Origin of the sequence: Peribacillus butanolivorans (assembly GCF_001273755.1) — a bacterium.
In the GTDB taxonomy this organism is placed as follows: domain Bacteria; phylum Bacillota; class Bacilli; order Bacillales; family DSM-1321; genus Peribacillus; species Peribacillus butanolivorans.
Genome location: NZ_LGYA01000001.1, coordinates 3,347,810 through 3,362,090 on the forward strand (window position 1 = coordinate 3,347,810; position 14,281 = coordinate 3,362,090).

Annotated in this window: 13 protein-coding genes; 1 reads left to right on the top strand and 12 read right to left on the bottom strand. The window is 39.3% G+C overall.

All coding sequences use genetic code 11. From position 1 onward, the window contains the following. Nucleotides 1–123: 123 nt before the first annotated feature. Both AKG34_RS15400 and mce read right to left on the bottom strand, forming a co-directional pair. Complete coding sequence (locus tag AKG34_RS15400) at nucleotides 124–1,674, bottom strand: acyl-CoA carboxylase subunit beta (RefSeq protein ID WP_053346884.1); 1,551 nt, start codon at nucleotides 1,672–1,674, stop codon at nucleotides 124–126. Next, a complete protein-coding gene (gene mce / locus AKG34_RS15405; protein WP_053346885.1) occupies nucleotides 1,671–2,093 on the bottom strand; it encodes a methylmalonyl-CoA epimerase in 423 nt (140 codons plus the stop codon). The genes AKG34_RS15400 and mce overlap by 4 nt, the downstream gene beginning before the upstream one ends. A gap of 172 nt (nucleotides 2,094–2,265) precedes the next feature. Here mce and prli42 point away from each other — a divergent pair, with 172 nt between their 5' ends. Then, the gene (gene prli42, locus AKG34_RS27620) at nucleotides 2,266–2,361 is read left to right on the top strand and encodes a stressosome-associated protein Prli42 (RefSeq protein WP_152952297.1); all 96 of its coding nucleotides are present in this window, start codon (nucleotides 2,266–2,268) and stop codon (nucleotides 2,359–2,361) included. Between the two features lie 44 nt (nucleotides 2,362–2,405). Here the strand turns inward: prli42 and AKG34_RS15410 are convergent, their stop codons facing one another. The 10 genes from AKG34_RS15410 to AKG34_RS15455 all read right to left on the bottom strand — a co-directional run bounded on the left by AKG34_RS15410 (nucleotide 2,406) and on the right by AKG34_RS15455 (nucleotide 14,272). Beyond that, the gene (locus AKG34_RS15410; protein ID WP_053346886.1) at nucleotides 2,406–2,915 is read right to left on the bottom strand and encodes a L,D-transpeptidase; all 510 of its coding nucleotides are present in this window, start codon (nucleotides 2,913–2,915) and stop codon (nucleotides 2,406–2,408) included. A 31-nt stretch (nucleotides 2,916–2,946) separates the two neighbouring features. Then, complete coding sequence (locus tag AKG34_RS15415) at nucleotides 2,947–3,936, bottom strand: aromatic acid exporter family protein (protein WP_053346887.1); 990 nt, start codon at nucleotides 3,934–3,936, stop codon at nucleotides 2,947–2,949. Nucleotides 3,937–4,125: 189 nt separating this feature from the next. Beyond that, a complete protein-coding gene (locus tag AKG34_RS15420; protein WP_053346888.1) occupies nucleotides 4,126–4,848 on the bottom strand; it encodes an amino acid ABC transporter ATP-binding protein in 723 nt (240 codons plus the stop codon). Continuing rightward, nucleotides 4,841–5,500 carry an amino acid ABC transporter permease gene (locus AKG34_RS15425; protein ID WP_053346889.1) on the bottom strand — a complete coding sequence of 220 codons (660 nt, stop codon included), beginning with the start codon at nucleotides 5,498–5,500 and terminating at the stop codon, nucleotides 4,841–4,843. Before AKG34_RS15425 ends, AKG34_RS15420 begins: the two co-directional genes overlap by 8 nt. A gap of 127 nt (nucleotides 5,501–5,627) precedes the next feature. Continuing rightward, a complete protein-coding gene (locus tag AKG34_RS15430; RefSeq protein ID WP_180320477.1) occupies nucleotides 5,628–6,431 on the bottom strand; it encodes a transporter substrate-binding domain-containing protein in 804 nt (267 codons plus the stop codon). Nucleotides 6,432–6,767: 336 nt separating this feature from the next. After that, entirely contained in the window at nucleotides 6,768–7,205 is a 438-nt protein-coding gene (locus tag AKG34_RS15435) for a BrxA/BrxB family bacilliredoxin (RefSeq protein ID WP_034308239.1), read from the bottom strand. A 213-nt stretch (nucleotides 7,206–7,418) separates the two neighbouring features. Then, nucleotides 7,419–8,546, bottom strand: coding sequence for a methylmalonyl Co-A mutase-associated GTPase MeaB (gene meaB / locus AKG34_RS15440; protein ID WP_053346891.1), 1,128 nt, complete (start codon nucleotides 8,544–8,546; stop codon nucleotides 7,419–7,421). Next, a complete protein-coding gene (scpA, locus tag AKG34_RS15445) occupies nucleotides 8,546–10,738 on the bottom strand; it encodes a methylmalonyl-CoA mutase (RefSeq protein WP_053346892.1) in 2,193 nt (730 codons plus the stop codon). The genes meaB and scpA overlap by 1 nt, the downstream gene beginning before the upstream one ends. 1 nt (nucleotide 10,739) lies before the next feature. Beyond that, complete coding sequence (locus AKG34_RS15450) at nucleotides 10,740–12,617, bottom strand: methylmalonyl-CoA mutase subunit beta (protein WP_053346893.1); 1,878 nt, start codon at nucleotides 12,615–12,617, stop codon at nucleotides 10,740–10,742. 374 nt (nucleotides 12,618–12,991) lie between these two features. After that, complete coding sequence (locus AKG34_RS15455; protein ID WP_053346894.1) at nucleotides 12,992–14,272, bottom strand: dihydrolipoamide acetyltransferase family protein; 1,281 nt, start codon at nucleotides 14,270–14,272, stop codon at nucleotides 12,992–12,994. Nucleotides 14,273–14,281: the final 9 nt, after the last annotated feature.

The window sequence follows — 14,281 nt, forward strand, 5'->3', positions numbered from 1 at the left end:
TCAAATTGAACTATCGAATGCAGAGGAGGACACGGATCTATGATAAGTGATTTACTACTTCATACTTAACTTCGCCAAAAAGAAGCCCAAAACAGATTTGTTTTGGGCTTCTACAAGTTAGAATCACAACGGAATATTTCCGTGTTTTTTCCATGGTCTAGTTTCTTTTTTGTTGCGTAGCATTTCAAGAGATTGAATAATCTTGATCCTGGTTTCTCGAGGATCAATAACGTCATCTACCATCCCAAGACTTGCAGCTACATATGGATTGGCGAATTTCTCACGGTATTCTTCAATTTTATCTGCACGAGTTGCTTCCGGGTCTTCACTATTTTGAATTTCACGGGCAAAAATGATATTCGCTGCTCCAGCAGATCCCATAACCGCAATTTCAGCATTAGGCCATGCAAACGTAAGGTCCGCACCGATTGATTTACTATTAAGAGCCACGTAGGCGCCGCCGTATGCTTTACGGAGAATGATTGTCAATTTTGGCACTGTTGCTTCAGAATACGCATATAGCAGCTTTGCTCCGTGACGAATTATGCCACCGTGTTCTTGTTTAACACCAGGGAAGAAGCCAGAAACGTCTTCAAACGTAATTAATGGAATGTTAAACGAATCACAGAAACGAATAAAACGGGCAGCTTTATCAGATGAATCAATATCCAGCCCTCCTGCTAATACCTTTGGCTGGTTACAGACAAGTCCCACCACTTTTCCTTTAATACGTGCTAGACCGACCACAATGTTTTTCGCAAATCCAGCTTGTACTTCCATGAACGAACCATTATCCACAACTTGCTCCAATACTTTACGAACATCATATGGACGAATCCCTTCATATGGAACAACATCCGTTAAGTCTGGACGGTAGTCATCTTCATCGTCTGCCTCCAAAACTGGTGGCTTTTCTTCATTGTTTTGTGGCAGATAACTTAGAAGACGTCTAACATCCGCTAAAACTTGTTCCTCTGATGCTCCCTTGAAATGAGCATTTCCACTTATTGTGTTATGTACTGTTGCCCCACCTAATCCTTCAGATGAAATCTTTTCGCCTGTAACCGTTTCAATAACTTTTGGTCCTGTAATGAACATCTGACTCGTTTTTTCAACCATGAAGACGAAGTCTGTTATCGCTGGAGAATATACTGCTCCACCAGCACAAGGTCCCATAATAACAGAAATTTGTGGAATAACACCTGAATATATAGAGTTACGATAGAAAATTTGACCATATCCGTCCAGAGAAACTACTCCTTCTTGAATACGTGCTCCACCAGAATCGTTTAAACCAATGAACGGGGCTCCATTTTCCGCTGCCAAATCCATAACATTGGCAATTTTCAGAGCATGCATTTCCCCTAGTGCTCCACCAAATACGGTAAAGTCTTGTGAGAACAAATAAATATCGCGCCCATTGACTTTTCCGTAACCAGTGACAACCCCTTCTCCTGGCCCTTCTGCCTTTTCCATACCAAAATTAGTATTACGATGTTTGATAAAAGGATTTAGTTCAATGAACGTGCCTGGGTCCACTAAAAGTTCAATTCTTTCCCTTGCTGTAAGTTTACCCTTCTCATGTTGCTTATCGATTCTTTCTTCACCGCCACCTAGTTCTACTTTTCGGCGTCTGTCGTATAAGTCATTAATTGTTTCATATATGTCTGTCATTTCTGCTCCTCCTTTGATTCAGCTCTTTCACAAAGCTCATATAATACACCCGCTGTTGATTTAGGGTGAACGAAAGCAACATCAGCATGGTGCGCTCCTTTTCTTGAGGTATCATCAATCATTCGAATGCCTGATTCTTTAATTTCTTTAATCCGATCTTCGATATGTTCTACACCTAGGGCAACGTGATGAATACCTTCGCCGCGTTTTTCGATAAATTTGGCAATTGGGCTTTCTGGTGACAACGCTTCCAACAACTCTAAACGAGTATTTCCCGCTAAAATAAATGCCACTTTAACGCCTTGGCTTTCTACTGTCTCAATTCCTTCGAGCTCCAACTTCAGCGTATCAGTGTAAAGCGGCAAAGTTTCATCAAGTGACTTAACAGCTATGCCGATATGATCGATATTTTTAATCATTCAAATAAACCCCTTTATGCTATGTACTATTAGACAACTCTATTAAAATTCTACTAATCTGGTTGAAAAGCCTTTAACTTTCGGAATAATAAGAACATTATACTTTTGCTTGTTTCTACTAAATGTTCAAGTTAAAATAATATTAATCAAACTGTTTTGAGGAGAGAGCATAATGAGAAATAAAAAGATAAGAAAGATCGTTGTGTATTTAATGCTTATCTCGATGATATTAACGACCTTATTATCAGGTATTGCATTTCTTTTGTAATAGATATCCGGAAGGGAGAGGGGAGCCAAAAGCTTCCCTCTTCTTTATTTAATGGCTCCATATTTTTTTGCCAATGTTTTAAAATCCTCGTTTGATATAGTAATTAACACCTTTGATCCAATCGGGACTTTTTCGTACAAACGCTCTACATCGGATTTATGCATTCGTACGCAGCCATTTGAAATATATTTTCCAACTGATGCAGGTTGATTTGTACCATGTATCCCATAAATCCTGCCATCGGTATTTCGTGCGTCAAATCCAATCCACCTTGATCCAAGTGGATTCCTAGGGTCGCCACCCGGAATATTCTTTTTTCGATAATAGGGATTAACCGCTTTGACCTTAACCGTAAATAATCCTTCAGGTGTCAATTCTTGACTCTTTCCTGTGCCGACCGGTAGTATCTCCTGAACCGCGTTATCATCGATAAAAGCCAATTTGTTATTAGCTTTATTGATGATAATAAACGGGTCGCCGGTATTTATAGGTTGAGCCTGTACCTGAAGTGGCAACATAGACAGGGTAAGCAATAAAGAAAGGATCCATTTCATTTCTATCAATTCCTTTACTTTTTTGCTTAGTTTAAGCCAAGTGCCTCTTTTTCATTCGATTATTGGTCGGCTTAGGTAATCCCTTGAAGGAATGCTTAAGCAATAAGTAGCGCTCCATTTCCTTCATGAGCTGAAGTAACGCGGCCCTTGATTCAAACTCTTCTCGGGTTAGCGGAAGTTCCATTCCCCTAAAAAATATCTCCATTTCTTCAAGCTTCTTCAGATAAAGTATGGCTGTATTTTGCGGGTGAACATTTTCTGCAAGATCTTCTATAAAATCAGCCACTATCCCGCTTTGCTTAACTATCAGAGGAATATTTGTAACTAAAGGAAGAATCCGCTCAATTATTTCAAATTGCTTTTCACGCATCTTGAAATAATGGTAATAAAGGTCTTCTTCCCTTAAAAAATGATTTTCTACGTCTCGGAAAGCAAGGCTTTTGGCTTGATTAAGAAGATTAGCTGTTTCTGTAATTTCCTTTCCATCCCAGGTGTGATCATTATCCCGTAAATAGCGAACAATCCCCATCAAAATCGCACTAAAATTAGTTTCAATTTTTTCCTGATAGGCAAGCAGTTTCTCATCAAGACTAGGCATGTACAGATTCATGACAAGCGCTACCCCTACTCCTACGGCGATTAATATCGTTTCATTAATCAGAAGAGCAAAAGAAATGTCACCCGCCCCATATAGATGCATGATAATGACACTGCTCGTTACAATCCCTTCATTAATCTTCAAAGCAACTGTAGTTGGAATGAAAATCAAAAGAATCAATCCTATTATCAATGGATGGAAGGCAATAAACTGAAACAATAGGGTGGAATAAACCATTGCGATTAAACAAGCCAAAAATCGATGCCAGGAGGCATACACCGATTTCTTTTTTGTAACTTGTATGCATAAAATCGTAATGATTCCCGCAGCCGAAAAATGATCCAGGTTAAGCATTTGTGCAATAATAATTGCCAAGGTTGCCCCCAAAGCAGTTTTAATCGTTCTGTATCCGATTTTAAACATTGTTATGTATCACCTGGCTCTTTCACTATCTATTATAATACTATCAGCAATTCAGATAATTTTACAGTCCTTAGAACGAAAATTTTCAATTTTTAAAAATACATTTCCTTGAAAATACATTATATGGATAAAATAAAAAAAGGTAACCAAAAGTTACCTTTTTTTATAATTATATACTAATACTTTGGCTTATAAAACTTTTTCTAAAAAGTCTTTTGCACGCTGACTTTTCGGATTGGAAAAGAATTCTTCAGGAGCACTTTCTTCAACAAGCAGGCCTTCGTCTAAGAAAAGTACACGATCTGCCACTTCTTTAGCAAATCCCATTTCATGCGTTACAATCAGCATAGTCATCCCTGTATGAGCAAGCGACTTCATAACGTCGAGTACTTCTTTTACCATCTCAGGATCAAGTGCTGAAGTAGGCTCATCAAAAAGCATTACTTCCGGGTTCATCGCCAATGCGCGAGCAATAGCGACCCTTTGTTTTTGTCCACCGGATAGACGGTTAGGATAAGACGATTCTTTATCAGCCAACCCGACTTTTTTCAAAAGCTCACGAGCTTGATTTACCGCTTCTGCCTTCGATAATTTTTTCACCTTCATAGGCGCGTATGTCAAATTCTCTAGCACGGTTTTATGAGGGAATAAATGAAAATGCTGAAATACCATCCCTACATTTTCACGTACTTTCATTATGTTGGTCTTTTTTTCAGTAATAATTTGATCCTTAAACCAAATTTGGCCATCAGTTGGTGTCTCAAGCATATTGATACATCGTAAGAAAGTTGATTTTCCTGAACCAGAAGGACCGATAATCGCTAACACTTCACCCTGTCCTATCTCGGTACTAATTCCCTTTAATACTTCGAGCTTACCATAATTTTTTTTGAGTTTATCAATTTTAATCACTGCGTCTCATTCTCCTTTCAATTACTTTGCCTAAGATGGTAAGAACCATTACCATCACATAATAAATGAGACCGGCAAATAAAATCGGCTCGAAGAATTTATATGTCTCACCGCCGACAATATAAGAACGGCGCATAATATCTCCTAATCCAATAATTGTAACAACTGCAGATTCCTTTGTTAAAGAAATCAATTCGTTCACAAGAGATGGCAAGATATTCTTGATCGCCTGCGGCAGAATAATGTTAAGCATCATGCTAGAATAGGGCACCCCAAGTGCAAGCGCAGCCTCACGCTGACCTTTATCAACCGCTAAAATACCTCCCCTGATTATCTCTGAGATATATGCGGCAGAGTTTAAGCCAAAAGCTAAGAACGCTGCTTGAAATGCTTCGATTTGAATTCCTAATATTTGTGGTGAGCCAAAATAAATAAGCATCAATTGCAGGACTAATGGTGTACCGCGGAAAATCGATGTATAAAAGTCAGCAATCCAATTTAATGGCTTAATTCTACTGATTTTCAGTATTGATAATAATATCCCCAATATAAAACCGATGACAGCCGCAACCGCTACAACCTTTAAAGTAGTCGGTATTCCCTCCATAATATATGGAAGGGACGGCCTAATCGTCTCAAAATCCAGATTCACTCCATTCATCCTCTCTTATGAAGGCCAGTACCTAGGCCCTTCTTGCTTCATTTTCAAAAACAATAAAGCGCGGAAAAACGTTCAGAAGGCATACTAAATGCTTCTGAACGCTTTTCATCTCTCTGTATTATTCAGTTTCGCTGCCACCAAACCATTTTAGTATTAATTTTTCCATTTCACCATTTTCTAACATTTTTTTCAATTCAGTATTAAATTCTTCTGTTAACTTGCTCCCTTTTTGGAAAGCAATTGCTGAACCAGCATCCTCTTCACCAGACTCGATCACATAGCCTACTAAATCTTTATTGTCCTTTAAATAGCCCTTAGCCACAGTATCTTCCATTATTACTGCATCAAAACGTCCTGAAGACATTTCTTGAACAACTTCTGGAATCCTATTTCGTTTTTCAACTTTCATCCCGATATCTTTATTTTTATTCAAGTCAGTTGCCAATGTCTCTTGGATGGACGCAAGCTGTACGCCTACCGTTTTCCCTTTTAAATCTTCAACGGTTTTAATCTTACTGTCTTTTGTCGTAACAATCATGTTTTTAGCTGTATAGTAAATGTCACTAAAATCGACTGATTGCTCACGTTTAGCTGTCGGAGTCATTCCAGAGATAACAAAATCGATTGATTTATTTTCAAGTGCCGGTACAAGGCTATTAAAGTCAATATCCTTCACTTCAACCTCATAACCTAATTTTTTACCGATGGCCTTAGCGATATCAATGTCAAATCCTTTTATTTCATCGCTTTTCGAAGTTTCAACATATTCAAAAGGCGGATAATCCGCAGAGGTTCCCATTACTAGAACTTTTTTGTCTTTATTATCAGCTGTGTTAGTATCTTTTTTCTCTGATGTTCCGCATGCTGCTAAAATGCCTACTAATAAAACAGAAGTAAGCAACAATGCTAACTGCTTTTTCAACTTCATTATTATTCCTCCAAAATGATATTTTCAATTCTCTTGGTATTAAATTTAGTTTTTGTTAAATTATTAATTAATTTGATTAACTAATATTCATACACTAATATGTATTTTAACACACTCTAGTAATTATTCAATAACGTTAAAAATAGATTTATTTTTTAGAATATTCTCATAACTATTTTTATTTTTCATATATTCACTTCGTTTAAAGCATATCTGTTTGCCTTATCTATCTTTTTTCCTAAAAGTTCCTTAATTATGCAGAATAATGAATAAAAAAACCCGCCAAATTGGCGGGTTTCATCCTTGCAAGTCAGCTTACAAAAAAGTAACTTACACTTCTTCGCAATATTGATCGAAGTAATCTTGCAATTTTTCGACAACAGACATTGGATGATGCCCTTCGATTTCATGACGTTCTATCATCGTAATGATTTTTCCATCCTTCAGAAGAGCAAATGATGGTGAAGACGGTGGATAACCTTCGAAATAATCACGGGCCTTCTCCGTTGCTTCTTTATCTTGACCAGCAAAAACAGTTACAAGCTGATCAGGGCGTTTATCATTATGAATGGCATGAGCTGCAGCCGGTCTAGCAATCCCTCCTGCACATCCACAAACAGAGTTGACCATAACAAGAGTCGTTCCTTTTTGTGCAAAAACCTCTTCTACTTCCTCAGGGGTAGTCAGTTCTGTATATCCAGCAGTCTTAATCTCATCGCGAGCTTGTTTGACCACGTCGTTCATTAAAAAATTGAAATCCATATTCATAAGTATGTGCTCCTTCCAAGTTTTCTCTTCAATCCTATCATAACAATTGCCTCATCTTGATTCAATATATTTACCTTCTAAAACAACAGAAAGCACAGGACTAACATGTTTAAACGAAAAAGAAGCGGGAATCATATAGTTTACAACAAGATAATTTCATCTACAAAAGGATGGGGCATTATGCGTAGCATTTATGCCCTATCCTTTTCTTTTTTAATTTGACTTAAAAGTATCCGTGAAAGATTGAAATGCTTGCTGAACAGCAGTAGTAACCGTTTTATTCCCGGACATTACCTGGTTTTCGAGCACAGGAAGCAGACCTTTAACGGTTTCATTTTTATAGAACATCGTTTTGAGTTGGTGATCAATTAATGAATATAACCATTCTTTAGATTGCATCCTTCTCCGCTCTTGAAAAACACCTGACTCCTTCGTTGTATCAGAAAACTCCTGTAGCACATCCCAAAGCTCGGGAATCCCTTTACCAGTTACAGCAGAACAAGTGTATGCTTTTCCTGCCCATCCTTTGGTTGCAGGCTGAAGGAAATGCAAAATTCTACTGTATTCTGACTTTGTCCTAATCGCAAGCGGAATGTTCTCACCATCTGCTTTATTGACCACAATTCCATCTACAAGTTCCATAATCCCTTTTTTCATGCCCTGTAATTCATCCCCTGCACCTGTAAGGACAAGCAACATGAAAAAGTCGACCATGCTCCGGACAATTGCTTCACTCTGACCAACACCTACTGTTTCTATCAATATGACATCAAATCCTGCCGCCTCACAGAGCAACATCGTTTCCCTCGTTTTACGATGAACCCCGCCCAAGGTTCCTTCCGATGGGGATGGCCTGATGAAGGCACGAGGATTTCGTGCAAGCTCCTCCATCCTCGTCTTGTCCCCAAGTATACTTCCTCCATTGATTGAGGAACTCGGATCGACAGCCAGGACTGCCACCATATAACCCCTATCACATAAATAGGTGCCAAACGTCTCGATAAATGTACTCTTTCCGGCACCCGGTACGCCAGATATTCCGATGCGAAGCGAGCTCCCTGTATGAGGCAAAATAGAATGCAATAATTCTTGTGCCAAATCAAAGTGGTGGGGAGCATTACTTTCTACCAGTGTAATCCCTTTAGCAAGCTTTGCTCTTTCGCCTTTTATGATACCTTCTTTAAGTTCAGGAATCGAAATCTTTACATTGTGCTTTTTGACGAATTTGTTTTTCGACGCTTTATTATGGCTGGCTGCTAATTCCACACCTGGCTTTAACGAAGAAGCAAAACCTTCCTGATTGTTGAGATCGACCCATTCCGGCTTCTTGTCTTCACTCATTACTGCGCCACTTCCTCATATCCGAGGCGATTGTATATTTCCTGAAGCACTTTTTTCGCTGCCTGAGGAATGACTGTACCAGGACCAAAAATGGCAGAAGCACCATTTTGCATTAAATAATCATAATCCTGCGCAGGAATAACACCGCCGACGATGACAATAATATCTTCACGACCTAATTTTTTTAATTCTGACATCAGCTGTGGCAACAATGTTTTATGGCCGGCAGCAAGCGAACTCATACCGACAACATGAACATCATTTTCAACGGCTTGAAGCGCAGTTTCTTCTGGCGTTTGAAATAGCGGTCCTATATCAACATCATAGCCTAAATCAGCAAAACCTGTTCCGACTACTTTCGCTCCACGGTCATGTCCGTCCTGACCCATTTTAGCCATCAGCAAACGTGGTCTTCTTCCTTCATTTTCAAGGAATTCTTCTGTCATTTGGACGACTTCCTCAATCTCTGCTTCTTTTGAATAAGCAGAGCTATATACGCCACTGATAGAACGGATTGTTGCTTTGTGACGTCCAGCCACGTCTTCGATAGCATCAGAAATTTCACCAAGTGAAGCCCGTACGCGGGTAGCCTGCACAGCTAATTCAAGCATGTTGCCTTCACCTGTTCTAGCAGCCAGAGTTAGCGCTTGAAGAGCTTCATCGACCATAGCCTGATCACGGTTCGCTTTTAATTCGCTCAAACGCTTTAGCTGACTTTCGCGAACTGCCGTATTATCAATTTCCAGTATTTCAATCGGATCTTCTTTTTTCAGACGATATTTATTGACGCCAACGATTGTTTCATCTTGAGAGTCAATTTTAGCCTGACGTTTCGCTGCCGCTTCTTCGATTCTCATTTTTGGAAGACCAGTTTCAATTGCCTTAGCCATCCCGCCAAGTCCTTCGATTTCTTCAATGTGAGCCCAAGCCCGTTCAATTAATTCATTAGTGAGCGACTCAACGTAATATGAACCCGCCCATGGATCGATAACCTTTGTAATTCCTGTTTCCTCCTGCAGGTAAAGCTGTGTATTACGAGCAATACGAGCCGAGAAATCAGTTGGCAATGCAATCGCCTCATCTAATGCGTTCGTATGCAGGGATTGTGTATGACCAAGTGCAGCTGCATGTGCTTCAATCAAAGTCCGTGCGACATTGTTAAACGGATCCTGCTCAGAAAGGCTCCATCCTGAGGTTTGAGAATGGGTTCTTAATGCCATTGCTTTTTTATTTTTCGGTTCAAATTGTTTCATTAGTTTTGACCAAATAAAACGACCCGCCCTCATTTTCGCTACTTCCATGAAGTAGTTCATTCCTACAGCCCAGAAGAACGAAAGACGTGGTGCAAATTTATCGATATCGATTCCGGCTTTCATTCCAGTACGTGCATACTCAAGTCCATCAGCCAACGTATAGGCGAGCTCGATGTCCGCCGGAGCACCTGCTTCTTGCAAATGATAACCGGATATAGAGATGGAATTAAATTTAGGCATATATTTGGATGTATACTCAAAAATATCAGCTATAATTTTCATCGACATCTCAGGTGGATAGATATACGTATTCCGAACCATATATTCCTTTAAAATGTCATTTTGAATCGTACCTGAAAGTTTATCCTGTGTAACCCCTTGCTCTTCAGCTGTCACAATATAAAAAGCCAGAATAGGTAATACCGCACCATTCATCGTCATCGATACTGACATTTGATCAAGCGGAATTCCGTCGAACAAGATTTTCATATCAAGAATGGAGTCAATTGCAACTCCCGCTTTTCCAACATCACCGACAACACGCGGATGGTCTGAGTCATAGCCACGGTGAGTAGCTAAATCGAAGGCTACTGAGAGACCCTTTTGCCCCATCGCTAGATTACGTCGGTAAAACGCATTGGATTCCTCAGCTGTCGAAAAGCCTGCATACTGCCGGACGGTCCAAGGGCGATTAACGTACATGGAAGGATATGGCCCTCTTGTAAACGGAGCAATACCTGGCACACTTTCCATATGCTCCAACTTGTGATTATCTTCTTTGACATAAAGCGGTTTAACCCTTATTTGTTCATTCGTTTCAAACAAAAGGTCGTCAATATTTTGTTCAACTGCTATCTCGGCTTCTTTTCTCCATGCTTCAACCGTTCCTTTTATCTCAGCCTTAGCAGGATTTATGGTAGAAAAATTCGGTTTTTTCATCTTAGTTCACCCCTAGCGCTTGCAGTAATTCTATCAAAATTGCTACAGCATTCGTTTTAACATGGATAAATTCTTTAACTCCGGCTTCACTTAGTGAGATTTCCAATTCTTCTGTCTGCTTACCGGCTATATAAAGATTAATTTCAGGGAACTGCTTTTTAATTTCTTTGATTGTCGTTTTTGCTAATTCCGAGTAGTCATTATCACTGCCACAAACACAATAGATGGGAAGTTTTGTTGATGCTACGTAATTGACAGCATCCTGGATTGATTGACAGCCTGCACTTTCTACTGTTTCAATGCCCCCTGCTGCAACTAGCCCCTTAACAAAATCAGCACGAGGTTTGTAGGATTTAAGTTCTTTTAAATTAATTAATCCGATTCTCGGGGCTTCTCCACTACTTTGTTTAAAAGTTTCACTCCGTAATCTTAACTGTTCGAATTGGACTGAAATGCGCTCCAACGTAATTGGTGTAATCTCCACTGCCTTCTCAACAACCATATATGACTCCTGTTTTTCTTGTGTTGGAGTTTTGATCTTATCTGCGGGATTCGGATATACATTCGTTCCGATAATACTTTCTTTTCTTAATGCAGCATTTTGAATTCTTCCTTGGTAAACTTCAACTAAATCCGCCTGTAAGGAGCCGTGCTTAATTGCTTCAAAAATTCCACCAGCTGTATCAATTTCAAGGAACTTCATCCACGCTTTTTCAGCCAGTTCATCTGTCAATTGCTCTACATACCAAGAACCGCCTGCAGGATCGACCACTGTCGTAATATTTGTTTCTTCTTTTAATATCAAGTGTGTATTTCGTGCGATTCTTTCTGAAAAATCATCAGATTCCCCGAATGCATGATTAAATGGATGAATTTGTAAATATTGAATTCCTCCAATCGCAGCAGCAAAAGCTTGATTGGTGGTACGAAGAATGTTGACGTGCTGATCATATAGGGTTTCTGTCAATTCGGACGTTACAGCATGTATTGCCATTTTAAAATGATGTGGAGCTGTATCAAAGGCTTCAGCAAGACCAGCCCAAAGTCGCCTAGCCGCTCTCAGCTTCGCAATTGACATAAAGTAATTGGAGTCAACTGCAAAAGAAAATACGATTTTTTCTGTAATCTCAGATATAGAAAGCCCTTGTTTTTGACCTTCCAATATATATTGGACAGCTACGGCCAATCCGTAAGCAATCTCTTGAACAGCATTGGCCCCGCCGTTATGGAATACAGCAGTATTAACCAGAACTGTCTTTAAATTTGGTCCAACTTTTTGATAATCTTGAACTGTTTTTATCCATTCAGCAAAATATTGGTCTGTATCTTCTGGGAGCTGACCACCAATAAGCCATTCTGCAATTGGATCCTCTGCCAGCACACCTTTCAACTGGGCTTTTTGCAGATCCGCAACAGCTTTGATTTGTGGGAAAAATTCTTTTTGTTTCCCCTTAAGATCAATGAACACTGGGAGTTCCTTTAAGGGGATATTATTAAACAATTTTTCAATCCTTGCCCCCTCAGCAAGTAAACGAGCCGGGTATGCAACGACATTTTGACCGCGCTTAAATGCCGCTTGCATCTTTTCATTTGCCTCATCTGCTGTGATACCGCTTACAGGCTGAACGACAAGCCAAGGTTGTTCATAATAACCTGTCGGAGTAATTCCGCGAGTAAATGGAAAAAATCCCGGTAATTCTGCTGTTTTTGCTGATGAATCCTCCTTTTCTGTATAGAGTGGATTTAAAGTAATACCCTCATATGTATATGTTTTTAATTTTTCAACACTTTTACCTTTTAAACTGACTTCTGTAGCTTCTTTCCACTCTTCTAACGAAGGTTTAGGAAAGGTTATGTTTTTTACATCTTTCAGTTCCATCTGTAATCGCTTTCTTATCGTTTACTACCCGAATCGTTCTATCCCTTAATAACGGAGACCGAACGCTCAGTCAGTTAAATAAGAAAACCGCCCTCCCATCAAATAATCTGAATTATAATAACATTCTATCATAATTTTCTTGAAATTTAAGCTAATAGAAATTAGCACATTCGGTTGTTTAGAAAATCTATACCACCTCTATTGAAGTACAGTTAGCTGTGTATTAGAACAGCTCTCTATAAAATAATAAGCAAAAAAAAAAATTTTGTCGATGTTTTTCTATATTCCAATAAAAATTTATTAATAAACAAGTAATGAAGCACAGAAAAAAAGGAAGAAACCTCTAGGCTCTTCCTTCTTCCTTTTCCCTTATTCTAGTAAATAGATGTATTGTCTTCGGTAATCTTTTCGATGATTTCTTTAACCCTTGCAAGGAATCGGCCGCATACCAGTCCGTCCAATACACGATGGTCTAGTGACAAACAAAGGTTTACCATGTCACGGACCGCAATCATGTCGTTAATAATCACCGGCCGTTTTACTATTGTTTCGACTTGTAGAATAGCTGCCTGTGGATAATTAATAATTCCCATGGATTGGACGGAACCGAATGAACCAGTGTTATTTACAGTGAACGTACCTCCTTGCATGTCCTCCGACTTTAATTTACCTGCCTTCACTTTAGATGCAAGTTCTTTTATCTCCCTAGCAATACCTTTAATTGATTTTTCATCTGCATTTTTTATGACAGGTACAAATAAGGCATCTTCTGTGGCAACGGCTATTGAAATATTGATTTCTTTCTTTTGAATGATTTTATCTCCTGCCCACATCGAGTTGATTTCCGGAAATTCCGTAAGAGCTTGAGCAACTGCTTTTACAAAGAATGCAAAGTAAGTTAAGTTGTAGCCTTCTTTTTGTTTAAAATCGGTTTTTAGTGAATCACGTAACTTCACCATGTTGCTTGCGTCAACTTCTACCATAGTCCAAGCATGAGGAATTTCATGCTTACTTTTTAACATATTGGAAGCAATCGCTTTCCTCACCCCGGTAACGGGTATTTCCCTGTCCCCAGTCGCAGTCGGAATTATGATTTCTGTACGAGCTCGCTGAGTGACTGGTGAGATAGTCTCTTCGCGAACGGATTCTGGAATAGCGGAAGGAGCATCCGCTTTAGGAAGAGTACCGGATTCAATAAGTTTCAGTAAATCTTTACGGGTAATCCGTCCTTCACTTCCTGTACCTTTTACTTGGGAAAGGTCAATTCCATGTTCCTGAGAGAGTTTTAATACAGCTGGTGAAAAGCGGGTTTTCCCTGATGCTTCACTAGATGTGTGAACATCCCTTGTTTCATTTGAATCATTTTTCTCACTATATGACTCTGCTTGACCTTCCGTTTTTTCTGCTTTTGCCGTTTCAACTTCAATCGAGCAAATAACTTCTCCTACTGCCAACGTTTGATTTTCGTCTGCTTTTAATTCCTTAATGATACCGGTAAAGGAAGAAGGAACCTCAGCATTTACTTTATCTGTCATCACTTCAGCAAGCGGGTCATATTTAGTGACACGATCCCCTGGCTTAACAAGCCATTTACTGATAGTTCCCTCTGTGACACTTTCACCTAGTTGAGGCATTTTCATTAGTTCCGTAGCCATGATTTGTTC

Coding starts and splice junctions, on each gene's coding strand:
- AKG34_RS15400 (WP_053346884.1), bottom strand. CDS start 1,674: ATGACAGACATATATGAAACAATTAATGACTTATACGACAGACGCCGA.
- meaB (WP_053346891.1), bottom strand. CDS start 8,546: ATGAGTGAAGACAAGAAGCCGGAATGGGTCGATCTCAACAATCAGGAA.
- AKG34_RS15415 (WP_053346887.1), bottom strand. CDS start 3,936: ATGTTTAAAATCGGATACAGAACGATTAAAACTGCTTTGGGGGCAACC.
- prli42 (WP_152952297.1), top strand. CDS start 2,266: ATGAGAAATAAAAAGATAAGAAAGATCGTTGTGTATTTAATGCTTATC.
- scpA (WP_053346892.1), bottom strand. CDS start 10,738: ATGAAAAAACCGAATTTTTCTACCATAAATCCTGCTAAGGCTGAGATA.
- mce (WP_053346885.1), bottom strand. CDS start 2,093: ATGATTAAAAATATCGATCATATCGGCATAGCTGTTAAGTCACTTGAT.
- AKG34_RS15410 (WP_053346886.1), bottom strand. CDS start 2,915: ATGAAATGGATCCTTTCTTTATTGCTTACCCTGTCTATGTTGCCACTT.
- AKG34_RS15450 (WP_053346893.1), bottom strand. CDS start 12,617: ATGGAACTGAAAGATGTAAAAAACATAACCTTTCCTAAACCTTCGTTA.
- AKG34_RS15435 (WP_034308239.1), bottom strand. CDS start 7,205: ATGAATATGGATTTCAATTTTTTAATGAACGACGTGGTCAAACAAGCT.
- AKG34_RS15455 (WP_053346894.1), bottom strand. CDS start 14,272: ATGGCTACGGAACTAATGAAAATGCCTCAACTAGGTGAAAGTGTCACA.